20 protein-coding genes are annotated in these 26,277 nt (G+C 71.8%); 11 read left to right on the top strand and 9 right to left on the bottom strand.

All coding sequences use genetic code 11. The annotated features are described in order from the left end of the window. Window positions 1-25 precede the first annotated feature (25 nt). On the bottom strand, window positions 26-940 hold the full coding sequence (locus WMF45_RS03855; RefSeq protein WP_437715612.1) for a LysR family transcriptional regulator: 915 nt from the start codon (window positions 938-940) through the stop codon (window positions 26-28). 93 nt (window positions 941-1,033) lie between these two features. On the opposite strand from WMF45_RS03855, the gene WMF45_RS03850 reads away from it, so the two are divergent. After that, the gene (locus tag WMF45_RS03850) at window positions 1,034-1,906 is read left to right on the top strand and encodes an SDR family NAD(P)-dependent oxidoreductase (protein ID WP_437715611.1); all 873 of its coding nucleotides are present in this window, start codon (window positions 1,034-1,036) and stop codon (window positions 1,904-1,906) included. Between the two features lie 92 nt (window positions 1,907-1,998). Here the strand turns inward: WMF45_RS03850 and WMF45_RS03845 are convergent, their stop codons facing one another. Continuing rightward, window positions 1,999-2,490: a hypothetical protein gene (locus WMF45_RS03845; protein ID WP_437715610.1), complete on the bottom strand. Its 492-nt coding sequence runs from the start codon at window positions 2,488-2,490 to the stop codon at window positions 1,999-2,001. Window positions 2,491-2,563: 73 nt separating this feature from the next. Between WMF45_RS03845 and WMF45_RS03840 the strand changes: the two genes are divergently transcribed. From WMF45_RS03840 to WMF45_RS03815, 6 genes are all read left to right on the top strand, one after another. Beyond that, entirely contained in the window at window positions 2,564-6,562 is a 3,999-nt protein-coding gene (locus tag WMF45_RS03840; protein WP_437715609.1) for a protein kinase domain-containing protein, read from the top strand. 29 nt (window positions 6,563-6,591) lie between these two features. Further along, entirely contained in the window at window positions 6,592-8,025 is a 1,434-nt protein-coding gene (locus WMF45_RS03835; RefSeq protein ID WP_437715608.1) for a sigma 54-interacting transcriptional regulator, read from the top strand. A gap of 60 nt (window positions 8,026-8,085) precedes the next feature. Further along, a complete protein-coding gene (locus tag WMF45_RS03830) occupies window positions 8,086-9,348 on the top strand; it encodes a hypothetical protein (protein WP_437715607.1) in 1,263 nt (420 codons plus the stop codon). 36 nt (window positions 9,349-9,384) lie between these two features. Continuing rightward, window positions 9,385-9,765, top strand: a complete 381-nt coding sequence (locus WMF45_RS03825) for a hypothetical protein (protein ID WP_437715606.1) — start codon at window positions 9,385-9,387, stop codon at window positions 9,763-9,765. 68 nt (window positions 9,766-9,833) lie between these two features. After that, window positions 9,834-10,490: a hypothetical protein gene (locus WMF45_RS03820; protein WP_437715605.1), complete on the top strand. Its 657-nt coding sequence runs from the start codon at window positions 9,834-9,836 to the stop codon at window positions 10,488-10,490. Between the two features lie 6 nt (window positions 10,491-10,496). Continuing rightward, a complete protein-coding gene (locus WMF45_RS03815; RefSeq protein ID WP_437715604.1) occupies window positions 10,497-12,287 on the top strand; it encodes a tetratricopeptide repeat protein in 1,791 nt (596 codons plus the stop codon). A gap of 79 nt (window positions 12,288-12,366) precedes the next feature. Here the strand turns inward: WMF45_RS03815 and WMF45_RS03810 are convergent, their stop codons facing one another. After that, on the bottom strand, window positions 12,367-12,666 hold the full coding sequence (locus tag WMF45_RS03810; protein ID WP_437715603.1) for a hypothetical protein: 300 nt from the start codon (window positions 12,664-12,666) through the stop codon (window positions 12,367-12,369). Window positions 12,667-13,250: 584 nt separating this feature from the next. On the opposite strand from WMF45_RS03810, the gene WMF45_RS03805 reads away from it, so the two are divergent. Both WMF45_RS03805 and WMF45_RS03800 read left to right on the top strand, forming a co-directional pair. Beyond that, a complete protein-coding gene (locus tag WMF45_RS03805) occupies window positions 13,251-13,400 on the top strand; it encodes a hypothetical protein (protein WP_437715602.1) in 150 nt (49 codons plus the stop codon). 41 nt (window positions 13,401-13,441) lie between these two features. Beyond that, a complete protein-coding gene (locus WMF45_RS03800; RefSeq protein WP_437715601.1) occupies window positions 13,442-14,098 on the top strand; it encodes a hypothetical protein in 657 nt (218 codons plus the stop codon). A gap of 93 nt (window positions 14,099-14,191) precedes the next feature. Here the strand turns inward: WMF45_RS03800 and WMF45_RS03795 are convergent, their stop codons facing one another. Beyond that, window positions 14,192-16,777, bottom strand: a complete 2,586-nt coding sequence (locus tag WMF45_RS03795; protein WP_437715600.1) for a protein kinase domain-containing protein — start codon at window positions 16,775-16,777, stop codon at window positions 14,192-14,194. 240 nt (window positions 16,778-17,017) lie between these two features. On the opposite strand from WMF45_RS03795, the gene WMF45_RS03790 reads away from it, so the two are divergent. Further along, window positions 17,018-17,893 carry an ATP-grasp domain-containing protein gene (locus WMF45_RS03790; protein WP_437715599.1) on the top strand — a complete coding sequence of 292 codons (876 nt, stop codon included), beginning with the start codon at window positions 17,018-17,020 and terminating at the stop codon, window positions 17,891-17,893. Window positions 17,894-17,963: 70 nt separating this feature from the next. Here WMF45_RS03790 and WMF45_RS03785 read toward each other — a convergent pair whose 3' ends face one another. Next, entirely contained in the window at window positions 17,964-19,445 is a 1,482-nt protein-coding gene (locus WMF45_RS03785) for a hypothetical protein (RefSeq protein ID WP_437715598.1), read from the bottom strand. A 599-nt stretch (window positions 19,446-20,044) separates the two neighbouring features. Here WMF45_RS03785 and astD point away from each other — a divergent pair. Next, window positions 20,045-21,514 carry a succinylglutamate-semialdehyde dehydrogenase gene (astD, locus tag WMF45_RS03780; protein ID WP_437715597.1) on the top strand — a complete coding sequence of 490 codons (1,470 nt, stop codon included), beginning with the start codon at window positions 20,045-20,047 and terminating at the stop codon, window positions 21,512-21,514. A 240-nt stretch (window positions 21,515-21,754) separates the two neighbouring features. Here the strand turns inward: astD and WMF45_RS03775 are convergent, their stop codons facing one another. The 4 genes from WMF45_RS03775 to WMF45_RS03760 form a co-directional block, all read right to left on the bottom strand. Further along, complete coding sequence (locus tag WMF45_RS03775) at window positions 21,755-23,044, bottom strand: cytochrome P450 (RefSeq protein ID WP_437715596.1); 1,290 nt, start codon at window positions 23,042-23,044, stop codon at window positions 21,755-21,757. A gap of 271 nt (window positions 23,045-23,315) precedes the next feature. Then, on the bottom strand, window positions 23,316-24,008 hold the full coding sequence (locus WMF45_RS03770; protein WP_437715595.1) for an ROK family protein: 693 nt from the start codon (window positions 24,006-24,008) through the stop codon (window positions 23,316-23,318). Window positions 24,009-24,255: 247 nt separating this feature from the next. Beyond that, entirely contained in the window at window positions 24,256-25,353 is a 1,098-nt protein-coding gene (locus tag WMF45_RS03765) for a pectin acetylesterase-family hydrolase (RefSeq protein WP_437715594.1), read from the bottom strand. 71 nt (window positions 25,354-25,424) lie between these two features. Then, window positions 25,425-26,030: a hypothetical protein gene (locus WMF45_RS03760; RefSeq protein ID WP_437715593.1), complete on the bottom strand. Its 606-nt coding sequence runs from the start codon at window positions 26,028-26,030 to the stop codon at window positions 25,425-25,427. Between the last annotated feature and the right edge of the window lie 247 nt (window positions 26,031-26,277).

The following is a 26,277-nucleotide window of genomic DNA, read 5'->3' as shown; positions in this document are numbered from 1 at the left end:
GCCCCATCACTCTCGGTGACATCCCTCAGCCGCCGCGCCGCCCGCGGCTCCCGCGCCTGCGCAGGAAGTCGATGAACGCCGAGAGCTTGGGCGGCACGTGCGCCCGGCTCGGATAATAAAGGAAGTACCCTGGGAAGGGCGGACAGAAGCCCTCGAGGACGCGCGCGAGGCGCTTGCCGCGGAGCTCGTCCCGCACCGTCGCCTCGAGGACGTAGGCGAGCCCGATGCCGTCGACCGCGGCGCGGACCATGAGATCGGGATCGTTGCACACGAGAGGCCCGCTCACCGCGATGTCGAAGTCCTTCCCGTTCTCGGTGAACTCCCACCTGTAGACGCTCTGGCTCGTGATCTGCCGGTAGTTGATGCACGCGTGCGCGTGCAGGTCGCGCGGGTGCCTTGGCTTGCCGCGCGCTGAAAGATACGCCGGCGACCCCACGACGGCGATGCGCTGGTCCTCGCTGATACGGACCGCGATCATCTCGCTGTCGAGCGTCTCGCCGAGGCGGATGCCCGCGTCGAACCCTCGCGCGACGATGTCCGCCAGCCCGTCCTCGATCGCCACGTCGATGCGGATCTCCGGGTAGGCCACGACGAACGCCGCGAGCACGGGCTCGATCACCTGCCGGCACGCGATCTTCGGGACGTTCAGCCGCAGCGTCCCGGCGGGCCTGTCGCGCAGCTCGTCGAGCGCCTCGAACGAGGCACGGACCTCCGCGAGCGCGGGCCGGAGCCGCTCGAGGAAGCGGGCGCCGGCCTCGGTCAGGCCCACGCTGCGCGTCGTGCGCTGGAGGAGCCGCACGCCGAGCCGCCGCTCGAGCCCGGTGATCGTCTGGCTCACCGCCGAGGGCGTCACGCGCAGCTCCGCCGCCGCCCGGGTGAAGCTCCGCTTCTCGGCCACGACGAGGAGCACCGACAGGCCCGCCAGGTCGTCCTGGATCATGAAGCGCAGCTTAACATCCCGTGCAGATTCACCCCGTTTTTCGGCGCAGCGCCGCGGCGTAGGCTCCCCGTCGAAGGCAGAGGAGAGAGACCCATGAGCACTGCAAACAACGGATCCAGGATCTGGTTCATCACCGGCGCGTCCTCGGGCTTCGGCCGCGCGATCGCCGAGGAGGCGCTCCGGCGTGGCGACTCGGTGGTGGCGGCGGCGCGCGGCGAGGGCGCGCTCGCGGGCCTCGCGGCGGAGGCGCCGGGGCGCGTCGAGGTCGTGAAGCTGGACGTCACGAGGCCGGACGACATCCGCCGGGGCGTCGCGGCTGCGCTCGCGCGCTTTGGCCGGATCGACGTGCTCGTGAACAACGCGGGCTACAGCCTTGTCGGCGCGGTCGAGGAGACCAGCGACGAGGAGCTCCGCGCCGCGATGGAGGCGATGTTCTTCGGCGCCGTGGCGCTCACCCGCGAGGTGCTGCCGCACATGCGCGGCCGCGAGAGCGGCGCGATCGTCCAGATCACGAGCATGGGCGGCCTGACGACGGGGCCCGGCTTCGGCGCCTACTGCGCCGCGAAGCACGCGCTCGAGGGGCTCTCGGAGTGCATGGCCGCCGAGCTCGCGCCGCTCGGCGTCCGCGTCCTCATCGTCGAGCCGGGGGCGTTCCGCACGCGCCTCTTCGGGGGCGCCTTCCGGTCGATGCCGGCGCTCGACGCCTACGCGCCCACCGTCGGCGCGACGCGCGCGTACGCGGCCGGGTCCGACGGATCGCAGCCGGGCGATCCAGCGAAGGCGGCGCGCGCGATCGTCGATGCGATCGGGCTCGACCCGATGCCGCTCCGCCTGCCGCTCGGCGCCGACGCGGTGAGCGGCATCCGCGCGAAGCTCGCCCGCGTCGCGGCCGACGTCGACCGCACCGAGGCGATCGCGCTCGACACCACGGTGGACGCCGCGGCGGGCGGCGCGGAAATTTCCTAGCCCACCGCAATCCTCTCCAGTCGCAACTTTCGCGACTGGCGAGTTTTCGCTTCCACCAGGATCAGCCCCGCCATCCGCTGGAATTCACCCGGTCAAGGTGCGTGATTCGTACCTGGAAAGGTCGCGCCGGCGCGCCGCAGCACCTCGGCGCGCTCGGCGTCGGTCGGCTCGCGCTGGCAGTCCTTCCCGGCGCTCTGCAGGACATCGAGCTGGCGGACGAGATCCTGGGGATCCACGCTCAGGCATCCTTCCTCGAACTCGGAGCACTCGGCGACCGAGAGCGCGGTCCCCGCGACATAGCGGCAATCGGGATCCCCGGGTGGGTACCTCAGGAAGGTGGAGGCATTCGTGAGCAGACACGCCGCGTCCGACGGCGTGCTCGCCTTCTTGCAGCGCGCGGCGGCGATGCGCGCCATCCGGTCCAGCTCGTCCGCCGGATACATGGGTACCCGGGGGCGAGCGGGCTCGGCGCTCGCGGCGCCCGCGGCCCGCGGGCCCGCGGCCGGCTGCGGCGCTCCGGAGCACGCGCTCGCGAGGAGCGCGCACGCGCCGGCGAGGACGAGCAACAACCCCCCAGGCATCATCACGCGAGACGTACCATATCGGCCTCATCACCCGCAATCGAGCCGCCCCGGACCGGAGGCTCGCTGGCCCGACGTGGATCGGGTCGCCGCCCTTGCGGCGGCGGCGAGCGAGGAGGCAAGCTCCTCCTCGATGCTCCCGGACAGCGTGATCGACGGCCGCTTCGAGGTGAACGCGCTGGCCGGCGCCGGCGGGATGGGGACGGTCTACCGGGCCCGCGACCGGTCGAGCGGCGCGACCGTGGCCCTCAAGCTGCTGCGCGAGGCCGACGCGCACTCGGCGGCGCGCTTCGTCCACGAGGCTCACGTGCTCTCGGGCCTCGATCACCCGCACATCGTGCGCTACGTGACCCACGGGACGGCGCCGTCGGGCCAGCCGTACCTCGTGATGGAGTGGCTCGCGGGGGAGACGCTCTCGGAGCGCCTTCTGCGCGGCGCGCTGCGCCTCGAGGAGGCGCTCGCCGTCGTGCGCGCCGCGGCCGGAGCGCTCGGGACGGCGCACGCGCGCGGGATCGTCCACCGCGACGTCAAGCCGAGCAACCTGTTCCTCGTGGATGGCTCGATCGAGCGCGTGAAGGTGCTCGATTTCGGGATCGCGCGCCTGCACGCGGCGGCGACGCGGCTGACGCAGACGGGCAACGTGCTCGGCACGCCCGGGTACATGGCGCCGGAGCAGGCGCGGGGGGACGACGCGCGGCTCGACGCGCGCGCCGACGTCTTCTCGCTCGGCTGCGTGCTGTTCGAGTGCCTGACCGGGCTGCCGGCGTTCCACGGGCAGCACGTGATGGCGCTGCTCGCCAAGCTGCTGATGGAGGAGCCGCCGCGCCTGCGGGAGCTGCGGCCCGAGATGCCCGCGGAGCTCGATCACCTGGTGGCGCGGATGCTGGCCAAGGAGCCGGCCGCGCGGCCGGGCGAGGGCGCCGCAGTGGCGCAGCTCCTCGACGGGATCAGGGACGCGAGCGGCGGCGCGACCCCGGCGGATCGGAGCGTCGCGCCGATCACCGGGGACGAGAAGCGGCTGATCTCGATCGTGGCGATCCAGCCGGTCCGCGAGCGGCCGAGCCCCTTGCAGGAGACCGTGCCGCTCAACGCGGTGTCCCTCGACGCGCTCGCGCAGGTGCGGTGCGTCGCGGCCCCGCTGGGCGCGCGGGTGGAGCAGCTCTGCGACGGGACGGTGGTGGCGACGGTGACCGGCGCGGGCAGCGCGACCGACGTGGCCTCGCTCGCGGCCCGCTGCGCGCTGCGGATCCACGCGACCCTGCCGACGGGCGCGTGGAACGTCGTGCTGGTGACGGGCCGGGCCGAGGACACGGGGCGCATACCGCTCGGCGAGGTGCTGGAGCGGGCGGCCTCGCTGTTCGAGGCGCCCTCGCGGGCCGGCCGCGCGGACGGGCGCGAGGAGCGCCGCGAGGGCGTCCAGATCGACACGATCACGATGGCGTTGCTCGACATGCGCTTCGACGTGCTGGAGCAAGGGGGAGCGCTCTGGCTGCTGGCGGAGCGCGAGGTCGGCGAGGCGGCGCGCAAGCTGCTCGGCAGGCCGAGCCCCTACGTGGGCCGCGACCGCGAGCTGCGCGGCCTCCTCCAGACCGTCGAGGGGAGCTTCGAGGATCGGCAGGCCGCGGTGGCGCTGGTGACTGCGGCGGCGGGGATGGGCAAGTCGCGCCTGCGCCACGAGCTCCAGGAGCTGCTGAAGCGGCGCTACCCCGCCATGGACCTCGGCGTGGGCCGCGGCGACTCCATCGGCGCGGGCTCGGCGTTCGCGATGCTGGCCGGGGCGCTGCGCAACGCGCTCGGGATCGCGGCGGGCGAGGCCGCCCCGGCGGTCCGCGAGAAGCTCGAGCGAGCCGCGGGCCGCCTCCTCGCCGAGGCCGATCGCTCACGGGTGGCGGCGTTCCTCGGAGAGCTGATCGGCGCGCCGTTCCCGGACGATGACCGGCCGCTCCTGCGAGCGGCGCGGCAGAGCCCGGCGCTGATGGCGGAGCGCATCGAGCAGGCGTACATCGATCACGCCCGCGCGGTGACGGACGCGCAGCCCATGCTGGTGGTGCTGGAGGATCTGCACTGGGGGGACGCGCCTTCGGTGCGGATCTTCGATCGGGCGCTGCGTGAGCTCTGCGATCGGCCGTTCGTGGTCGTCGCCTTCGCGCGGCCCGAGGTCCACGACCTCTTCCCCCGGCTCTGGATGGATCGGGGGCGCTCGGAGATCCAGCTGCGCCCGCTGCCCGCCCGGGCCGCCGAGCACCTCGTCCGGAGCGCGCTCGGCGAGGCGATCGAGGCGCAGACCGTCGCCGCCATCGTGGCGCAGGCCGACGGGAACGCGTTCTACCTCGAGGAGCTGATCCGGGCGGTCGCCGAGGGGCGGGCCGGCGCGTTGCCGGAGACCGTGCTCGGGATGGTGGAGGCGCGGCTCGCGACGCTGGGATCGGAGGAGCGGCGGCTGCTCCGGGCCGCGAGCGTCTTCGGCGAGGTGTGCTGGACCGAGGGCGTGCGGGCGCTCTCGGGCGCCCCGACGCCCGGCGCGCGGAAGGAGGAGGCCTGGGCCGAGCTCTTCGAGCGCGAGATCCTCGAGCGCCGCCCGACGCCGTGCTTCGCGAGCCAGGAGACGATCGCGTTCCGCCACGCGCTCCTGCGGGAGGGCGCCTACGCCATGCTCACGGACCGCGACAGGCGCCTCGGGCACAGGCTCGCGGGGGAGTGGCTGCTCCAGGCGGGCGAGCAGGATCCGATGGTTCTGGCCGAGCATTTCGAGCGCGGCGGGGAGACGGCGCGGGCGGCGGGGTTCTACCTGCAGGCGGCCGTCAAGGCGCGGCTCGCGGCCGATGTGCCGGCGGTGCTCGCGCGCGCCCGGCGGGGTATCGCCTGCGAGCCCGCGGGGGAGGTGCTGGCCGAGCTCCATATCCTGCTGTCGGAGCTGCTGTTCCACCTCGACGACCTGGCGCAGTCCTGCGCGCACGCGCTCGCTGCGCTGGAGAGCTCGTCGCCAGGCAGCGAGCACCACGGGAACGCCCTGGCGATCGCGCTCCTCGGCGCGGTCTACGCGGGTGACCGGCAGGCCGCCCGCGACCTGCTCCAGCGCGCGCCCCCCGCGGATCTCCCCGTCGATCCCCGGCGGGTGCTGGTCACCTGGACCCCCATCACCTTCCACGCCGTGCTCTGGGAGGGGATGCCCGACCTGGCACGGCGCTACCTGCACAGGATCGAGCAGGACGTCCCGCCGATCGCGGGGGATGATCACATCGCCTGGGCCGCGATCGACATGGTCCGGGCGTGGTGGTGCGCCCACGCCGAGCGAGATGCATGGGGAGCGCTCCAGCGGTGCCGCACCGCGAAGGAGCACATCGAGGCCCTCGGCGATCGCTTCCACGTCATGATGGTGCGGCTGTATGCGGCCCAGAACGAGCTGAGGCTCGGCGCTTTCGAGCTCGCCGAGCAGGCCTTCGACGCGCTGCTCGCGGTGGAGCACGCGCCGGCCTACGTCGCGCTGACGGCGCTCTCGTTCCGGATCATGGGGCTGCTGGAGCAGCGGCGGGTCACGGAAGCGCAGGAGCAGGCCGGCACGATGCTCCGCAGAGCCTCGGCCTCCAGCGGGTTCTCTTACACGACGCAGGCGCGCCTGCTCCTCTCGGAATGCCGCCTCGAGCGAGGGGATCTCGCCGGGGCGGAGGAGGAGGTGCGCGCCGTCGGGGATGCCGCCAGGCTGGTGCCCTGCTTTCAGTCCGTGCGCCTCTCGCTGCTCGCCGAGATCCGGCTCCGGCAGGGGCGGGCGGCGGAGGCCGCCGCGCTGGCCCGCGAGGCGTTCGCCCTGGAGCGGTCGACCGCGTGTCTCTTCGTGCTCCGGCAGGAGGTGGTCCCCGCGCTGCTGGCCGAGGCGCTCCACGAGAGCGGCGAGGTCGAGGCGGCCCGTGAGGTCCTCCGCGAGGCGCGCGCCGAGCTGCTCGCCCGCGCCGACAAGATCGCGGATCCCGCCTACCGGCGGAGTTTTCTGGAGGACATCGACGCGCACGTACGCACGCTGGCGCTCGCGCGCGCGTGGCTCGAGACGCGAGCAGACGGGGGCGGCGCGACGAGGTAGAACCAGGCGGAGTGAACAGGGAGAGAAACGTGGCCGCCGCGAAGTCCACCCGGAACGATGTGCAGGGCGCGCTGGAGCTCGCGGTGTTCGCCGGGGGCCGCGTGACGCGGCACCCGCTGCCGGCCGAGGGCCGGGTGTCGCTCGGCCGGTCGCCGGAGAACGACGTCCCGATCGACGACAGCTCCGTCTCGCGCCGGCACGCGATCATCCACCTCGGCCCGCCCATCGCGATCGAGGACCTCGGCAGCGCGAACGGGACCCGCCTCCGCCGCGAGCGCAGCGCCGGGCCGACGACCAAGCTCCTCGAGCTCCAGCCCGAGCAGGGCAAGACGATGGAGCTCTCGGTCGGGGACGCGGTGAACCTCGGCTCGACGCTGATCGTGATCCTGCCGCGCGAGGGCGCCGCGAGCGCGGCGCCGGGCCAGGGGCAGGGCCAGCCCATCGTGCTCGACCCGGCCATGGAGCGGCTCTACGCACTGGCCGAGCGCGTGGCCGGCGCGCCGATCACCGTGCTCTTGCTCGGCGAGACGGGCGCCGGCAAGGAGGTGCTGGCCGAGCACATCCACCGGCGCTCGCCGCGCGCGCAGGGGCCCTTCGTGCGGCTCAACTGCGCGGCGCTCTCGGAGTCGCTCCTCGAGAGCGAGCTGTTCGGCCACGAGCGGGGCGCGTTCACGAGCGCGGTCCAGGCGAAGCCGGGGCTCCTGGAGACGGCCGAGAAGGGCACGGTGCTGCTCGACGAGGTGGGCGAGCTGCCGCCCAGCATCCAGGTGAAGCTCCTGCGCGTGCTCGAGGAACGGAAGGTGATGCGGGTCGGGGGGCTGAGCCCGCGGTCCATCGACGTGCGCTTCATCTCGGCGACGAACCGCGATCTGGCCGCCGAGGTGAAGCGGGGCGCTTTCCGGGAGGATCTGTTCTTCCGGCTGAACGGCATCGCGCTGACGATCCCGCCGCTCCGGGCGCGGATCGCCGAGATCGCGCCGCTCGCTCGGGCGCTCGCCGATCGGACCGCGGGCGCGCTCGGGCGCCCGGCGCCGGCGTTCGCCCCCGAGACGCTCGCCGCGCTGGAGTCGCACCGCTGGCCCGGCAACATCCGCGAGCTACGCAACGTCATCGAGCGCGCGGTCGTGCTCTCCGGCGGGGACACGCTGCTCCCGGAGCACCTCCTGCTCGACGCCGCCGCCGCGCTGACGCCCTCCGAGGCGCGCCCCGCAGCGGCGCCCGTCGAGGCGCGCCCCGCGGCGGCGCCCGTCGAGGCCGCCGCGGCCCCCCTGGCTGACGTCGCGGGCGGCTTGCGGAGCGAGCTCGACGCGATCGAGCGGCGGCGGATCGTCGACGCGCTGGAGCAGTGCGCGGGGAACCAGACGCAGGCCGCGGCGCTCCTCGGCATGCCCCGCCGCACCTTCGTGGCCCGGCTGAGCGCGTACGGCATCCCGCGGCCGCGCAAGGGGAAGGCCACGCGCTGACGCGGCGGATGGCGTAGCCCTTGAGCCATGGTACGAGCGGTGTGCTGACGAGGCGTCCGGATGGATCGAACGACGCGCAGGAAGTTCTACAACCTCTGCAACCCGGAGGAGGCGCTCGCTCCGTCGGATCCTCGGTGCGTCGATGTGGATGCGCCCGCCGGGGGCGCCCGAGGCATCCGCTGGGCGGCGGCGCTGGCGCAGGGCATCGAGCTCTCGGACCGTCCCGTGTGCGAGCTCTTCACGGGGTTGCCGGGTGCCGGCGTCACCACCGAGCTCTTCCGCCTTGCGGCGCGCCTGAGCGACAACCGGGATGCGAACCTGCTCGTCGTCCACATCGACGCGCACGAAGTGCTCGATTTCTCGAGCCCGATCGAGACGCCCGAGGTGCTCCTCGCGGTCCTTCAGCGGACCGAGGAAGCGGTGACGGCGGCGAGCGGAGCTTCGTCGAAAGACCGGCTGCCGCGGCTGCAGAGGTGGCTCGCGGCCGCAGCGCCCGAAGGCGGTTGGGCCTCCGATGAGCGGCCTGCCGAGCGGCTTCGCGCCAGCCCGGACGCGCGCGCCCGGTTCCGCGCGCGCGTCGAGCCCGAGCTCTCGAGCTTCGTCGACGAGGTCAGAGACGAGCTGATCCTCCTCAACGAACGGGCGCGCCGCGGCGGCCGGCGCGGCGTCGTCGTGATCCTCGACGGCCTGGAGAAATTGCGGGGGATGAGCACGAACCGGCGTGAGGTGCTGGACAGCGCCGAGCGTGTGCTCGTCCGGGGCGCTCCTGCGACCACGCTACCCGTGCACGTCGTCCTCACCATGCCGCCCGGCCTCGCGCTCAGGCTCGACGGATCGGTGCGCTTTCTCCCGATGATCGCTGTCGCCGATCGCGAAGGCAGGCGAAACGAGCAGGGATATGCCGCGATGCTGGAGATCGTCCGGCGGCGCGTGCCGGAGGAGGCCCTCGTGGATGTCTTCGGGGCGGATGCGCTGGCCGGGCGCATCGAGCAGATGGTCCACGCCTCCGCGGGCGGTCCGCGCGATCTCGTGCGTCTGCTCCGGGACTGCATCGCCGCGCAGCCGCTGCGCGAGGCCGAGTTCCGCAGGAGCCTCGCGGAGGTGGGCGAGGCGCAGCTGTCGCTCGTTCCGGAGAGCGCGATCCCCTTGCTGTCCCGGATCCACAGGACGAAGGCGCTGGCGCCCAGCGGGCCAGAGGAGCGCGACATCCTCGAGCGGCTGCTGTCGGACGGGGCGCTGCTCCGATACCAGCTGGACGGCGAGGCCTGGTACGACGTGATTCCAGCCGTCTGCCGCATTCCAGGCGTCTCCGTCGCGGGCTAGGGGCCCGTGGCCGGCGTGTGATACGGTCTACACGCCATGGCGGACCGCGTTGTCAACGTAAAGCTTCGCAAGAAGTACTACAATCTCTGCAATCCAGACGAGTCGCTGCCTCCCGACGACTCGCGTTACGTCGACATCGACACGAAGAGCCCGGACGCGCGTGGCAGGAACTGGAGCGACGCCCTCGCCAATCGGATCGAGCTCTCTGAAAAGCCCGTCTGCGAGTTCTTCACCGGCCTTCCTGGGTCAGGGAAATCGACCGAGCTCAAGCATCTTGCCGCACGTCTGAAGGACAAGGACGGCGCGAAGCTCCTGCCGGTGCTCATCGACGCCGAGCTGGTGCTCGACATCTACAATCCGATCGACATCCCCGACATCCTCGTTGCGATCCTGTACAAGACGGACGAGGTGATTTAAATACAACGGGGTTGTGGTCATCTTCGACTCGCTGGAGAAGCTGCGGTATCAGCACCAACTGGACAGAGGTGCTGACGAGCGCAGAGCGCGTGTTCACGGGCGGAGCTCCGTACCTCCAGCTTCCTGTGCACGTCATCTACACGCTCCCGCCGGCGCTGGTCCTTCGCCTGAGCGAGCCGGTCCACTTCCTCCCCATGCTCAAGCTGCATGATCGGACAGGCAAGCGCGCCGCGGGGTTCGAGGCGGCGCGCGAGATCGTCCGGCAGCGTGTGCCGGACGATCACGTGACGGAGTTCTTCGGTGCGACGAGCGGCGAGGACAGGGTGGAGCGGCTCATCGCGTGGTCAGGCGGGTATCCCCGGGAGATCGTGCGGCTGCTCCAGACCTTCGTCGCCGAGTCGTCCCTGGATGAGCCGCTGTTCAAGCGCCTCCTCTCGATCGCGGCGGACCAGTATCGCAGGACGGTGCCCGAGAGCGCGCTGCGGTGGCTTGCGCGCGTTCACGTCGAGAAGCGCCTGATCATCGACGATGACACGCACCGCGCCACGGTGGATCTGATGGTGCAGAACAATGTGGTCCTGCGATACCTGAACGATGCGGAGTGGTTTGATCTCCACCCGGCCGTACGGGAGATGCCAGCGCTCCGCGACGAGATCGCGCGCTTCCGGGCGGAACAGGAGAAGTTGCGTGCAGAGCAGGAAAAGTCAGGCCGGTCAGGAGGTTGAGGCGCGTTGGCCGAGCGAGTGGATCCCCTGACAAAGACGCTCCGGAGCGACGAGGGCGTCCTCCGGCTGGCGCACGGGCTCGCGCTGTCCGAGCGGTTCCATTTTTACCTGCTCGTCTGCGAGACGCCGCGCGTGGCGAGCGCGGCCCTGGACGTCCTCGCCGTGGAGGTCGCGGCCGCGCGCGAGGAGCCAGTGCGACTGGTTCGGATCGATCCGCACAGCGCGCACGCCGCGCTGGACAGGCCGATCCCGTTCGATCTCCTGGCCGAGCAGGTGCTGGCAAGGCTCGTCTCGCCGGCGCCGGACGAGCGCGCGCCCGGCGTGATCTTCGTCGTGGATGCCTCGCGCGCGCTGACGCAGGACGACGAGGGGTGGAGCCAGCTCTTCCAGCGGCTGAACGAGCAGCGAAACGGGATCGCCAAGGCCCTCGCGGGGCCGCTCGTGCTGGTGGTACCAGGACGGCTGGAGGCGGCCTTCGCGCACGGGGCGCCGGATTTCTGGTCGATCCGTAGCCTCGCGGTCGTGGTGGACGCGCCGCCGGGTGTCAAACCGGAGGCCGTGGAGCCGGCGGAGGAGCGACGAGAGCGGCTCGTCGAGCCCGCGCCGGAGCGGGCGTGGAGCGCTGCCGAGATAGAGGCCGAGGTCGCGGCAGCGCGCGTGCGCCTCGCGGAAGCCCCCGAGGACGAATCGGCGCTTTCGTCGCTCATCGTGTGGCTCGGCCGGCAGGTGCAGCATGAGATGGACCGGGGCACGCTCGACAGGGCCTTGCGGGCGGCCGAGGAGAGTTTGCTGCTGGAGCGGCGACAAGCCGAGAAGCATCCTGGACGCGTGGAGTGGCTGCATGACCTCTCCCTCAGCCTTGATAACGCCGGCGACGTGTATCGCGCTCGCGGCGACCTCGAACGAGCCCTGACGGCTTATGACGAGAGCCTCTCCCTGCGACGACGCCTGCTTGCTCTCGACCCCGCGCGACCGGAATGGCTACGGAACGTCGCCGTCAGCCTTGATAACGTCGGCGACGTGCATAGCGCTCTCGGCGACCTCGAACGGGCCATAATGGCCTATGACGAGAGCCTGTCCGTCGTACGACGCCTGCTTGCTCTCGACTCCGCGCGGCCGGAATGGCTGCGGGACCTCTCCGTCAGCCTTGACAACGTCGGCCACGTGCATCGCTCTCGCGGCAACCTCGAACGAGCCCTGGCGGCCTATGACGAGAGCCTGTCCCTGCGACGACGCCTGCTTGCTCTCGACTCCGCGCGGCCGGAATGGCTACGGGACCTCTCCAGCAGCCTCAACAATATCGGCAATGTGCATCGCTCTCGCGGCGACCTCGAACGAGCCCTGACGGCCTATGACGAGAGCCTGTCCGTCGTACGACGCCTGCTTGCTCTCGACTCCGCGCGGCCGGAATGGCTACGGGACCTCTCCGTCATCTTTGACAACGTCGGCGACGTGCATCGCTCTCGCGGCGACCTCGAACGAGCCCTGACGGCCTATGACGAGAGTCTGTCCTTGCGACGACGCCTGCTTGCTCTCGACCCCGCACGGCCGGAATGGCGGCATGACCTGGCCGCGTCGCTATCCCAGCATGCCATCACTGCCGAGGCGGCCGGGCGCCCTGCCGACGCGCTTTCCTTCTGGCGGGCAGCCCTCGACGAGCTCGACGATCTCACCCGCCGGCCAGCGCCGCTCGAGGCCTGGAACACGGCAGCCGCCACATGCCGCGCGGAGATCTCACGCCTCGAGGAATCACTCCAGCCGCATGATGCCAGACGCAGCGATCCACCCCCCGCATGAATGCGGAGGCGTCCGGCCTTTGCTCCCCACCATCCAGCACGCCCCTCGCCACTCGCCCGCGCGCCGGCGGCGAAGGGCCTCACTTCGTGCCGAGGAGCTTCAGCAGCTCTGCCCGCTCGGAGTCGGTCGGCTCGCGGTTGCAGTCCTTGCCGGCATTCTGCAGGGCCGCGAGCTGGTGGTCGAGATCCTTCGCGTCCACGCTCTGGCAGCCCTCCTCGAAATCGGAGCACTCGGCGACGGACAGCGCGGTCCCCGACACGTAACGGCAATCCGGATCCTCGGGCCGGTATTTGAGGAATGGTGTGGCCTCGGTGAGGAGACACGCCGAGTCCGAGGACGCATTCGCCTTCTTGCAACGCGCGGATGCGACGCGAGCCACCCTCCGCAGCTCCTCCGAGGGATAGCGGCGGCTCCGGGGACCGGCAGGGCCCGCCGCAGCGGTGTCGCCGGCCGGGGCCGCCGGCTGAGCGACGGCCGCTACCGGGGCACCGCCCCCCAGGCGCTCCGGCGTCGAGGGCGAGGGCGGCGAAGAGGAGGCGCACCCACAGGCGAGAAGCGCGGCAACTGTGATGAGATGAATTCCCCCAACCTTCATGGGCGACACATATCACACCTCGTCTCGCCCTTTCAATGCAGAGCTCACCCGCCGAGCGCCGATCCCGCATGTCAAGTACGAGCAAATATTTACAGCGTGAACACCCTATCGGACGACGAGAGAAGGCCCGGACTCGGGAAGGCTGGTTGAGGATGAGCGGCGCTCGCGCAAGCGCCGCTCGCGCAGGTCCTGCTCAAGTCGAGCGAGGGTGACCCGACCTGCTGCGCCGCGACGCGAGAGCTCCCCGGATCCTGCATGGATCCTCGTTTCCTCGCGGTGGCACGACGCCTGCTGAAGGCCAATCGCCGCGCGCAGCGCCGCTATCTCGGCAGGAGAGCGCGCAGGCACACCTCGAAGGGAGCTCTATCATGATGCGTGCACTGTTCGCTTCGCTGTCCTTCTCGTTGCTCGCTGGTTGCGCCGTGGCGCCCGCTGGAGAGTCGGCCACAGAGGAGCTCGCCCCGCCGGACGCGGTCGAGCAGGCGGCGGCCAGCGACGCTGTCGCCTTCTCCGGCTAACATTCCGAGTTCCACACACGAGACGAGGAGTTCATCAAGCCATGAGCACTGGATTGAGCACGGGCGAGCTGGGGATCACGCGGGGAGACCTCCTGCCCAAGGGGACGGATGACCCGAACCGAGCGCAGATCCCCATCGACTCGAAGCTCCGCTTCATCGAGACGAGCACCGGGACCCCGCTCGTCCACCTGGCCGTGTCGGGCTTGACGCCCCCCAGCGGATTCACGGCGAAGACCGAGTACTGGTCGAGGCTCGCCCCCTTCAAGTCGAGGGCGATCACCCTGGTCTCGTTCGGGTTCACGAACCGCCCGGGAACGCCGGACTACCCCAAGGAGTTCCGGGACTGGCTCGTCGGGGGCAGCGTCCTCTCAACGGGCCAGGAGGCGTCGGGACAGCAGTGGACTCAGGGCGTCTACCAGCCGACCTCCCCGGCCAGCGCGCTCTACTGGGCCGTCGATCCGGACGGGCCGATCGGGCGCCGGATCGGCCTCCTCGTGGAGCTCGGCAGCGCCGGCGAGCTGCGCAACGCGATCTGGTACAAGATGGATCGGCCCCAGAACGGCCTCATCTTCCAGAACACCCCGAGCAAGCTGAACTTCACGCAGGTGTTCGTGGGGGATACGCCGTCGACCGATCCGCACCACATCGACCCTCAGAGCGACTGGTACTACTACCATGGCGTGATGAGGCCCGCGTGAGCGGCCAGCGCGCTTGACGCCTCGCGCGGGGGCGCCGCCCAAGGCGCGCCCGGGCAGGCCTCCAGCGCCGGGCGGCCGAGCGTCGTGAGCCGCTCACCCAGGCGCCGGGCGCGCCAGCCGGAACCCGATCCCCCCGAAGCGATCCCCGGGCTTGCCCGCGAAGCGCCCCGCCGCCCGGCAGAGGTTCGGCGACGTCGACCACGCGCCGCCCCGCGCCGCGCGGAAATCCGCGTCGCCGTCGTCGGCCGGATCGAGCAGCACGAGGCCCGCTTCGGTCCGCGCCCCCTCGCGCTTCCACGCGTTGATGCACCAGTCGCGCACGTTGCCCGCCGCGCCGCGCAGGCCATAAGGGCTCTCGTCCTGCGGGAAGTCGTCGACGAGCCGCCGGCCGGCGACGCCCTCGTGGCTGCCCAGCATGCAACCCCAGGTCGGCTCCAGGAAGTCACCCCAGGGCATGCACCGGCCGTCGACGCCCCGCGCCGCCTTCTCCCATTCGAGCTCGTTCAGGAGGCGCCACGGCGCGCCCGTCCCGGCGGCGTACCACGCCGCATACCGCATCGCCGCGCGCCAGTGGACGAACGCGACGGGCATCCTCGGCTCCTCCTGGACGTCGGTCTGGATGCACCCGAGCCGGAAGCGGCCGTCGTCTGCCCGCTCGAACCGGAGCGAGTCCGGGCTCGATTCCGAGGCGGCGCGGCCGAGCGAGAGGCGCGGGCAGCACTCGAGGGCCTCGGCTTCCCGCCCGCTCGCGACGAGCGCGTTGAGGAAGGCGAGGTACTCGGCGTTGGTGACCGGGTGCCTCCGGACGATGAAGCCGTCACACCAGAGCCGCGTCCGCGGGAGGCTGTCCCCCGCGTCCGGATCGCCGCCGGCGAGGAACCAGCCGGCCGGCACGTGGAGGTCGTCCTCGCCGAGCTCGCCGAGGCGAAGCAGGCGCACCGGGTGGGCCCCTTCCCCGCCTGGCCGGACGCCGTCCCAGCGCCGGCCGCGCTCGATGAGCACGGGATACGACGCGTCGTGGTACCCCGGCGCGCGCAGCGTGAGGAGGTAGCTGCCGCGCGGGAGCGCCACCTCGAGCAGCGGCGTGGGGCCGAGCTCGCGCGCGAGCTCGGGCACGAGCCTCCGGTCGCGCTCGACGTAGCGGTGGAGGGAGACCTGCGCCCCCTCGGGCACGGTCGCCAGCGTGAGCGCGCCGTCGCCGGCGAGCAGCACCGCGTGGCGCCCGCGGTCGTGCTGCCGCAGGAGCGCCTCGGCGCGCGCCGCGCCCCGCGGATCCCGCGCCTCCTCGGCCTGGGTGAGCTCCTCGGCGTAGTGGTCGGCCAGCGCCTCGTGCGCCTCGCGGAGATCCGGCGCCTCGTTCAGCGCCGAGCGGAGGACCTGCATCCACTCGACCTGGCCGAGCGACGCCTCCCGCTCCAGGCGCTCGGCCTCGTCCTCGAGCCGCCACCCGCGCGCCTTCTGCTCGGCCGGATCGAACGAGCTCAGGCCGTCGAGGATCGCCCGCGCCTCGTCGCGCAGCGCCCGGGCGCGCGCCCGCGTCGCCTCGATCTCCGGCCGGATCGCGCGGGCATGGTCCACGATCGCGAGCGCGCGCTCGCGCCGCCGCGCGCCGTCGAGCCAGCTCCGGACGTCGGCGGCGAGCGCGCCCGCGTCCGGGGTGCGAGCCTCCGGGGCGAGCGCCATCGCGCGGGCGCAGATCGCCGCGAGCTCCGCGGGCACCTCGTGGGGGGCGCTCGCCTCGACCGGCGTGAGCCGGCCGGTGAGGAGCGCGCCCCAGACCGCCGCGGGCTGGCCGCCGTAAGGGTGATGCCCGGCGAGGATCTCGTAGAGCACGACGCCGAGCGCGTAGACGTCGCTCGCCGCGCCGAGGCGATCGCCCTCCCCTCGCGCCTGCTCCGGGGCCATGTAGAGCAGCGTGCCCAGCACCTCGCCGGGCTGCGTGAGCGGGGCCGCCTCGATCACGTCCGCCGCGCCCGCGGCCCCGGGCGACCCGCGCAGCGGCGCCGAGGGCCGCGCGAGGCCCCAGTCCATCACCAGGACCTCGCCGAACTCGCCGATCATCACGTTGGCGGGCTTGAGGTCACGGTGCATCACGCCGCGGCTGTGCGCGTACGCCACGGCCTCGCAGACGCGGAGGAACGTGTCGACCGCCCGCCGCAGCGCGACGGGCGAGAGGCTCCCGCCGCCGGCCGCGTACGCCTCGGCGATCACCTCGCCGAGCGTGCGCCCGCGCACCTCCTTCATCGTGAACCACAGCCGCCCGTCGGCGAGCTCGCCGCACTCGTGCACCGGCACGATCCCCGGGTGCTGGAGCGCCGCGGTCAGGCGCGCCTCGGCGAGGAAGCGGGCGCGATCGGGCGTCGCGTCGCGCGTCTCGGACGACTGGATCTTCATCGCGAGCACGCGCCCCAGGATGCGATCGCGCACGCGGCGCACCTCGCCCATGCCCCCGCGCCCGATGCAGCCGAGCTCCTCGTAGCGCTCCTCCGCGGACAGGCGCTCGGGGGCCGTGACGGAGATGGGCGGCGGCTCGGGCGCCGTGGCGCCCGGGGTCTCGCGCAGCCTGAACGTGACGTCCGACGCCGCGCCGGCCGGCGGCGCGCTTCCCGCCTCGGTCGGGGCGGACGCGCCGCACGCGGGCTGCGTCAGCGCCATCCGCTCGCGCTCGCTGAGGCTCATGCGTCGTCCACTCCGCAGATCGCGCCGGGGAGATCCCCAGGGCCGAGGTCCGCGCCGACTCTATCGTCCGGGCGCGCTGGGCTCAACCCGACAGGCGCTGAAAGACCCGATTTTCGCCCCCGTTGAGCCTATCCTCTCGCAGGCGATCGTTCTTCGCAAGACTGGTTCTTCGCGAACGTGGATCCACCTTGTCCGCCGCGCCGACCCGGACCCGGGCGCGGCGGCACCCAGGAGGACTCCATGAGCGACGTCACCATCCTCTTCGGAAGACCCCATGTCCCTCAGCTCGCCGAGGATCGCTTCGAGATCGACGTGCTGGCCGCCGAGGAGCTCGGCATCGAGTCTTACGCGATCCCGCTCGATCCCGTCGTGAACGGCGAGCCGGAGCGCGCTTTACGCCGCCTGCCGAGGCCCCGGCACCGGACGTGGCTCTACCGGGGATGGATGCTGAGCGAAGAAGAATACACGGGCCTGTACGAGGCCATGCAGGACCGCGGCGAGGAGCTCGTCGTCGATCCGGAGAGCTTCGCCGAGGCGATGTACATGCCCAATTACCTCCCGCTGCTCGGCGACAAGACGGCGCCCACGCGGTGGACCGAGGGCGAAGACATCCGGGAAGCGTGGGAGGCGGCGCTGGAGCTCGGGCCGCCGCCGTGGGTGGTCAAGGACCACGTGAAATCGGTCAAGGAGCTCTGGCATCGCGCGTGTTTCGTGCCCGAGGGCGCCACGTACGACGATTTCGCCGACGTGTGCGAGAAGATCCTGGAGCGCCGCGGGGACCGCTTCGAGCGGGGGTTCGTCGTGAGAAAATACCTCGACCTGGCGACGTTGCCCGGCTGGGCGCCCGGCCAGCGCCGCGTGACCGACGAGCACCGCCTCGTGTTCTGGGAGGGGCGGCTGGCGGCGCACGCGCCGTACTACGACGTGGACTCGACGCTCGAGCGTCCGGCGCAGTTCGCCTATCTCGGCCAGGTCATCGGCTCCCCGTTCTTCACGGCGGACGTGGCCCGGCTCGAGCGCGGTGGGTACACGGTCATCGAGATCAACGACGGCGGCTGTTCGGTCTTCCCCGAGCAGATGGATCCGCGCGACTTCTACGGGGCGGTGCTCGATTGAGCTGCCGGCCGGCGTTCAATCTCTCTCCGCTCGCGCGGCAGAGCCCTGGCGGGATTTCTGGCCCGCGGTATCAGCTGCGCAGCGCGGCCGTGGCCTGGGGCCGAAGCGCGGCGGGGCGCGGGCGCTTGACCATCTCGGCCTTCTTCGGCACGGACGGCCTCGCGTCGGCTCTCCAGGGCTGGAACCGCTCGTCCTTCCACATCACGAGGCCGCCCGACAGGGGCGCCTCGGGGCCAGCGCCTTCCTCGGACCGCAGCCAGACGAGCGGACGCGCCTCGAAGACGGGCTGCGTGCACGCGATGTCCTCGAACGCCGCGGACCAGGAGCCGGTGTTCCCGAAGAACACCCCGCCTTCCCAGCTCCCCTCCGGGTTGTGGGTGTGCCCGAAGATCACGGCCTTGGCGCCGTGCGCCCTGGCCACGGACCGCGCCGCCCGGTTCACGCCCTGCCAGACCGCGTCGAGCGTGGGCTTCGGCACGGCGCACTCGTACGCGACGAGGAGCGTCGGCGCGAGCAGCGCCGCCGCCGCGAGCCCCCCCGGCATCCAGCAAAGGCACGCGAGCGCCGCGAGAATCCCGACCGCCGCGAGCCCGAGGCGATCCAGCCAGAGCTCGCGCGCCACGCGGCCGAGGCAGTCCTCGGCCGGCCGCGCGAACAGCCGCGCGTGCTTGACCACCGCAGGGAAAGGCGCGCCCGTCTCGCGGGCGGCCGCGGCGAGGTCCGCGCGCCGGAGCGCCCGGCGGCTCGGGTCGCGCCGGCGCACGAGCTCGATCATCGTGCGCAGGGCGCCCACGCCAAAGGCGAACACGAGGGAGCGGCCAGTGAACAGGTAGTACCGCGTCCAGTGAGAGAGGTAGCCGAAGCCGGAGAGCATGAACGACGAGTCGACGTGCGGGTTGAAGTACCCCATGCGCGACACGAGCAGGCGGCTCACGAGCGAGCCCATCGTCGGCTGGATCTCCCCCCGATTCCGGCCGAACGGCGCCATCGGGTAGCGATAACAGCAGTACGAGTCGTACTGATTGCCGTGCTCGACGATGACGCCGTCGTGCGTGCGGTGGAACCAGGCGCGGAAGGCCACCCGCGCCGCGAGCGCCGCGCGGAGATCCTCGGTCGATCCCGCCGGAGGGCCGCCGTCCCGGGTGGCGAGCTCGTGCATGGCGGCGTCCACGACGCTCCGCTGCACCGCCTCACGCACCTCGGGCAGCGTGAGCTGGATGTCGTGGTTGCCCGCCACGAAGACCGCGGTGTGCCCGTCGGCGACGATCCGGCCGACGGCCGCGACGAACACCGGGTGATCGCGCAGGATGGCCTCCATCGCCGGCACGGCGTGCTCGGCGGTGCGCGGCAGATCGTGGACCACGCTCTCGTTGCCGATCACCCGAGGCGCATCCAGGTCGAAGATGTCGCCGTTCAGGACCAGCGTCAGCTCGTCGCGCTCCGCGCCGAGCCCCCCGGAGCCGCCCGTCCCCTTCCGGACCTCTCCCCGGAGCGCGTCGAGCATCGCCGCGATCTCCCCGTCCGGGGAGTACGGCGCCTGCCGATAGCGCATCCAGAGACCGTCGGTCGGCTCAAGCTCACATAGATGGATGTCTGAGATAGCCACCGTGTGATGCATCGGCGGGAAAACTGACATGTGCACGTCTCCACGCCAGCCACAGGACCGTCAAGACTTGGTGTCACCGGGCGTGGAGAGCGCCCTGCTGCAGTGCGCCCGGAGCGTGTTCCAACGCGCAAACACGCTCAGCACACCTGTTCGCCACGGTGCATTCCCGTGAATGTCGCGCACCTGCCACGAGCGAACTCGAAACGATCGAGAACGAAGCGCATTGAGCTCTCGGCTCCTGGATTCTCACCGAGAGAGCAAATGACCGAGCGGCCCCCATCTGGTTGGGGCGCAGTCGCGCCGGAACACATGATGTTGTGGTCCGTTCGGACGCGGCGAAGCCCTGGCGAGGTCGGCGAGCGGCCCCATCTTTCCTGGGCGGTCGCCGGCGCCATCTTCCGTCCGGGGGCGCGCGAGCTCTGGGGGCGCCGGCCTCTGGTGCGATGCACACTGGCGGAGCGAGGTGGACGCAAACCATACTGGGTAGACGGACTGTTGAGCCCGTGTGGTGTTCCGCGGGGGAGCTCCGCGACAGAGAGGTGACCATGTCGACCCATTTCATCGACGGCAACTGGGTGACCGGCGCGGGCGAGCCGTTCGCGAGCCGGAACCCCGTGACGCAGGCGGTCGTCTTCGAGGGGCGCGCCGCGAGCGAGGAGCAGGTCGACGCGGCCGCGACGGCGGCGCGCGGCGCGTTCGCTGCGTGGCGCGATCGCGGCCTGGAGGAGCGGGCGGGGCTGGTGAAGCGCTTCGCCGGCCTCCTGGGCGAGCACAAGGCCCGGCTCGCGGACGTGATCGGGCTGGAGACGGGCAAGCCGCGCTGGGAGGCGCTCACCGAGGTCCAGACGATGATCGGGAAGATCGACGTGTCGCTGATGGCCTGGCGCGAGCGGACGGGCGAGCGTCAGGCCGAGGCGGGCGACGCGACGGCCGTGGTGCGTCACCGGCCGCACGGCGTTGTCGCTGTGCTCGGGCCCTACAACTTCCCGGGCCACCTGCCGAACGGCCACATCGTTCCGGCCCTGATCGCGGGCAACTGCGTTGTGTTCAAGCCGTCGGAGCTCTCGCCGAAGGTCGCGGAGGAGACCGCGCGACTCTGGGAGGAGGCGGGCATCCCGGCCGGGGTGCTCAACCTGGTCCAGGGGGGGCGGCGCACCGGCGTCGCGCTCGCCGGTCACCCGGGCATCGACGGCCTCTTCTTTACAGGCAGCTCCGGCACGGGCAACGCGCTGCACCGGCAGCTGGCGGGCCAACCGGAGAAGATCCTCGCCCTGGAGATGGGCGGCAACAACCCGCTCATCGTCCAGGACGTCGCGAACACCGAGGCGGCGACCCACCATATCCTTCAATCGTCCTTCATCTCGGCGGGCCAGCGGTGTACATGCGCGCGGCGGCTGCTCGTGCCGGCGACGCCGGAGGGCGACGCGCTGTTGGCGCGCCTGGTCGACGCGGCGTCCCGGCTCAAGGTGGGCAGGTACGACGACGCGGAGCAGCCCTTCATGGGCGCTGTCATCTCGCTCGCGGCGGCGGATCGGCTGCTCGCGGCGCAGGCGCGGCTGGTCGCGCTCGGCGGGGAGGTGCTGCTGGAGATGCGCCGGCTCGAGGAGGGGACCGCGCTGCTCTCGCCCGGCATCCTCGATGTGTCGGCGATCAAGGAGCTACCGGACGAGGAGCATTTCGGGCCGCTCCTGCAGGTGCAGCGCTACGGGAGCTTCGATGAGGCGCTCTCGCTGGCCAACCGCACGCGTTATGGGCTCGCGGCCGGGTTGATCTCGGATCGCAGGGAGCTCTATGAGCGGTTCTGGCGGGAATCCCGGGCGGGGATCGTCAACTGGAACAAACCGCTGACGGGGGCGTCGAGCGCGGCGCCGTTCGGTGGGGTCGGGAGCAGCGGGAACCACCGGCCGAGCGCGTATTATGCGGCGGACTACTGCGCGTATCCGGTCGCGGGGCTGGAGGCGGCGGCGGTGGCGCTGCCTGGGCAGCTGGCGCCGGGGATGCGGCTCAACAGCTAGAACCAAGACGCAACGGCCGCCGGGGAGAGGGGAGGGGGCGCGCGGGGGCGAGGGGGGCCCTTCCCGCGGACTCGCGCCTTGTGGTGGCTATGGCCGGCTGTACGGGACGGGGAGATCTGGGGGCGATAGGCTGCGGTGCGGGCCGGCGCTCGGATCCGCGGGGCCCTTCCCCCTCGCCCCCGCGCGCCCCCTCCCCTCTCCCCGGCGGCTCCAGGGTGGAACAGGCGGGTTGGAGAGGGGTCAGGAGGCGGAGCTCTGCGGGCCTAGCTCTATCGGGAGGGCGGTGACGCCGCGCATGCCGGGGTTCATGCGCCAGGTCAGCGGCCCAGGGGAGAGCTCGGCTTCGGGGAAACGGCGCAGGAACGTGGAGAAGGCAGCCTGGGCCTCGACCCGGGCGAGCGCGGAGCCGGCACAGTAATGGACGCCCACGCCGAGCGAGATGTGACGGATGTCGGTGCGGCGGAAGTCGAGCTTGTCGGGGTCGGGGAACTGCGCGGGATCGCGGTTCGCCGCGCCGAGCACCAGGAAGGCGCGATCACCCTTCGGGATCCGCACGCCGTCGAGCTCGATGTCGTCGAGCGCGACGCGGCTCATCCACTGCACCGGAGAGTCGTATCGGAGCAGCTCCTCCACCGCCGGGCCGATCAGCGACGGGGTGCCGCGCAGGGCTTCGCGCTCGGAACGGTGGAGAAGGAGCGCAAGCAGGCCATTGCCGATGAGGTTCTTCGTCGTCTCGTGGCCGCCGAAGAGGAGCATGCAACACGTCGAGAGCAGCTCCTGCTCGCCGAGGATCGTGCCCTGCTCCTCCGCGAGGATGAGCTGGCTGAGCAGGTCGTTGCCGGGGCTCTGCCGCCGGGCCGCGATCACGCCGCGGAAATAGTCCTCCAGCTCGGCCACGGCGCTCAGCGCGCCCCCGGCGATCTCCAGCGTCGGCCGGCCCGCGCCAAGGAAGCCGCTGAGCGCGTTGGACCAGCCCTTCAGCCGGTGCCGGTCCTCGGCGGGTACACCGAGCACCTCGCCGATCACGAGCAGCGGCAAGAGGTCGCCGAGATCGCGGAGGACATCCATCCGGCCCGTCGGGGCGACCGCGTCGAGCAGCTCGTTGACCAGCGTCTCCACCCGGGAACGCAACCCCTCGACGAGCCGCGGCACGAACGCCTTGTTGATCAGCGAGCGGATGCGCGTGTGCTCCGGCGGATCGAGCAGCAAGGCCCACGACGCCAGGTTGCGGCGCAACGGCTCGAGCCGCTGCCGCACCTCCTCAGGCAGCTTCGTCACGAAGGCGCTGGAGCGCTTCGCCGACAGGCGCGGGTCACGAAAGCCCGCCGCGACCTGGTCGTAGCGGGTGATGAGCCAGCCGTTGTAAGCCGCGCTGAAGTACACGGGCGCTTCCTGGCGCAACCTGGCGTACACGGGGTACGGGTTCGCGAGGGTCTCCGGCGACTGGAGGCGAAACGGATCGAGATCAGCGTCCGCCGCTGGATTGGCCGCGGGCGGTGCGTCGGGCTTCGGTGCGTCGGGCGAGTTCATCGGGCCAGGGTACGACGGTCACGCCCGCTTGGGAACCGGCGCGACCCACGCCCCCGCAGGCCCGCCCTCCCCGCCAGCGCACGAGCGCGCGTCCGCCCTTGGCCACAGCAGCTTCCGCCCCCCTCTGCACCCTCCAGAGCCGCAGCAGAGCGGCGGTCTCCCGCACAGGAGACGGGCCCAGATCGGCGTTTTCGGCGCGGAAGCGCACTCCGGTGCGCTGAGCACCGAAAACGCCGAGGTGGGCCCGTATCCGAAGCGGGTGACCGTCGCTCTAGGCCCAGAGCTTGATTCCGCCGAGGAGGCCAGCGACGTTGTCCACAACGACGGCGTTCTCGGGCAGCTTCGAGGCGTCGAGCAGGCGCGCGTTGCCGCCGCCGAGGTAGAGCTTGCGGTAATTGAAGATCGGCTCGACCTGCGCGATCATCTTGCGCACGCGCTTGTTCCAGCGCTTCGGGCCGATGCGCTTGCACTCGGCGTCGAACACGCGATCCTCGTACTTCAGGTCCCTCTTTCCGTACGGGTGGTGCCCGAGCTCGAGGTTCGGCACGTAGCGGCCGTCGATGTACAGCGCGCAGCCGAGCCCCGTGCCGAAGGTGAGCACCATCTCGAGCCCCCTGCCCTCGATGACGGCAAGCCCCTGGATGCCCGCGTCATTGGCGACGCGGACAGGCTTGCCAAGCCGGCGCTCTACGGCCTCGCCGAGCGGGAAGCCCTTCCACTTCTCGTTGTCGAGGTGCGGCGCCGTCTTGGTCACGTTCTCCATCACCACCCCGGGGAAGCCGATCGAGACGCGATCGAACTCCCCCTGCGCCCGGGCGATCTCCTCGATGAGGTCGAGGATGGGGTCCGGCGAGGCCGGCTGGGGCGTCGGCACGCGCACGGGATCCGTCATCGGAGTCCCCTGCTCGTCGAGGATGGTGGCCTTGATCCCCGTTCCGCCGATATCGATACAAAGCGTGCGCATGGATCCCTCTGTCTTCCCCCGGAGCTCTTCCTCCGGGGCCGCCGCGGATGCGCCCACGCGCCCGCGTTCGCGGCGGACATAATCTAGAGCTCTGGCTGCGCGTCAACTGGAGCCGCCGCGGCGCCCGCCTGAGCGGGCGATCACGCCCCCTGCGCCCGCCCTCCCGCGCACACTCCGCCCGGCGCCGACCAGCGCGCACCCCGCCCCTCGCTGCCCGGCCGCCGCGCCGCCCGCCCCCGGGCCACGCTCAAGGCGAGCCGCAAGCGTCGCACGCGACGCTCGGCGGCGGGGCACCGTTTGCGAGCCCGTCGAGCCATTGCACGAGGCGCGCTCCGCCCGACTCGAGGGTGTAAAATTCCGGCCGCCAGAGGATGCAGTGCGCGGTGCCGGCGGCAAGGAACGACCTGAAGTTCGGTGTCGATGCCTCGATTTCGGCGATCTCCGCCCTCATGGCGTCTGACCACGCCTGGGCGCCGCCGCCGCCCATCGCGTTGAAGAAGAAGACCTGGTCCTCATCATAGGCGGTGTTGTACTGCGACAGGCGCATGTCCGGGTAATGAGCGCCGATCTTCTCGTAGAGCACCGACAGCCGCGCGAGCTCGGCCGGGTCGAGGCCAGGGATCCATGTGGGGTAAGCGCCCTCGGGCTTCCAGGAAGGAAGGCTGTCCCGGAAGAACGTCTCCGTGATGATCCCTGCCCCGCTGTCCGCGAACTCGATGACCGACGCGCCCTTGTAGTGCTCTCGCAGGTGCGCGGACCAGAGGATGGCGCCGTACGCGCCCGCGCTGCAGCCCGTCACGAAGATCTTCTCTGGCGCGGGGACGTTCTCGTAGATCCAGCCGAGCGCCGCGCGGACGTTGACGGCGCCCTTGTGCTGGATGGTGACGGCCTGGCTCCCCTCCCCATACGTGGCCACGTTGTCGCCCCAGTGGACGTCCCCGGTGCAATAGGGGATGTACACATGGTGCCACTCCTTGAAGGGGTTGTCCGGGTTCTCATGATCGTAGATCCCGGTCGTCAGGGCGTCCTCGCCGACCGTCTCCTGGAAGAGCGATCCCGCGAACGAGCACGTGGTTGCGTCCCAGCACGCGCCGCCGCCGCGGAACTCGACGATGACGCGATTGACGGTGCCCGGACGGACGAAGTACTTGAACGGATCACCGCGCGAGCACGTCGTCTCGCCGCCCGGCTCGATGGAGCTCCAGCCGGACGGCAGGCTCAGGATCCCGCCCCGCGGCTCGCTGCCCGGGTCTCCGTGCTCGGCGGACGTGTTGCCACAGCCGAGGACAGCGAGCGGGCAGAGCAGGAGTTGAACCGGAAGGGGCGGAACGATCTTGAATCGCATGGAGGGCAGAGAATACCACTCCATGACGCACAGGCATCACCCGCCGGTGACGGCCCGCTCGTGCCCTCGCGTCATGGCACAGGGGCGTGCTCTGCCCACAGCTGCGCGGCGGCCTCGCCGACCGCGCGGCGGATCGACCCCTCGTCGAGGCGGGCGCGGTCGCGCGGCGCGAGGGCGGCGCAGATGCCGAGCGCGACGAGGTAGAGGGCGCCGATGAGGCCGATCCAGCGCAGGCCGGACGCACCCAGGCGTGAGATGATCTCGATGGGCACGATCTGCGCGCGGATCTGGACGGCCCCGATCACGAGCACGGCGCGGTCGCCCTCCTGGAGCTCGATGTCGGCCGGGCCCGTCAACAGGCGCGCGAGCCCGTCGGCGCCGTGGAGGCGCGCCCGCGTCCGCCGCGGGACGTGCAGCACGTAGCGCGCGCCGATCACCTCCGCGATGACCGGGGCCGCTCTATCGAGCTCCCCCGACGGCACGCGCACGATGGACGCGGGCGTGTCTCCGATGTGCGCGCGCCCCTCCGCGAGCACGTGGCGGACGCCGAGCACGTCTTTGCCTCGGACGGCGACGAGCTCCAGCGCGCGCCGCGCAGAGGTGCTCGCCGCGGGCGGCCGCGACCTCCGGTCGCTGATGGGTTCGGCCGCCGATGCCTCATTAGGCCCTTTCGCCATACTCTCCAGCCCCCTTCGTCGGCCACCGGCAGGGCTCGACTCGACATGTCACCTGAAGACCCTGCCCCCCGCGGCGCCGCCCCGCGCGCTTCCGCCTCACTCCCCTTCCCTGGCTCTCTGGCATGGAGCGTTCCGTGGCCGAGCGCGCAGGGACGTGGCGGCCCGACGACCCGCGCCGGCGCGTGAGGCCCCGGAGGACGCGCCCTGCGACAGCGCGCCGGGGCGCGACGGGGGACGCCCGCCCCGG

This window comes from Sorangium sp. So ce448 (assembly GCF_051520915.1).
GTDB lineage: Bacteria > Myxococcota_A > Polyangia > Polyangiales > Polyangiaceae > Sorangium > Sorangium cellulosum_B.
The sequence above is the reverse complement of the archived record's forward strand: the minus strand, read 5'-3'. Positions and strand labels throughout refer to the sequence as shown.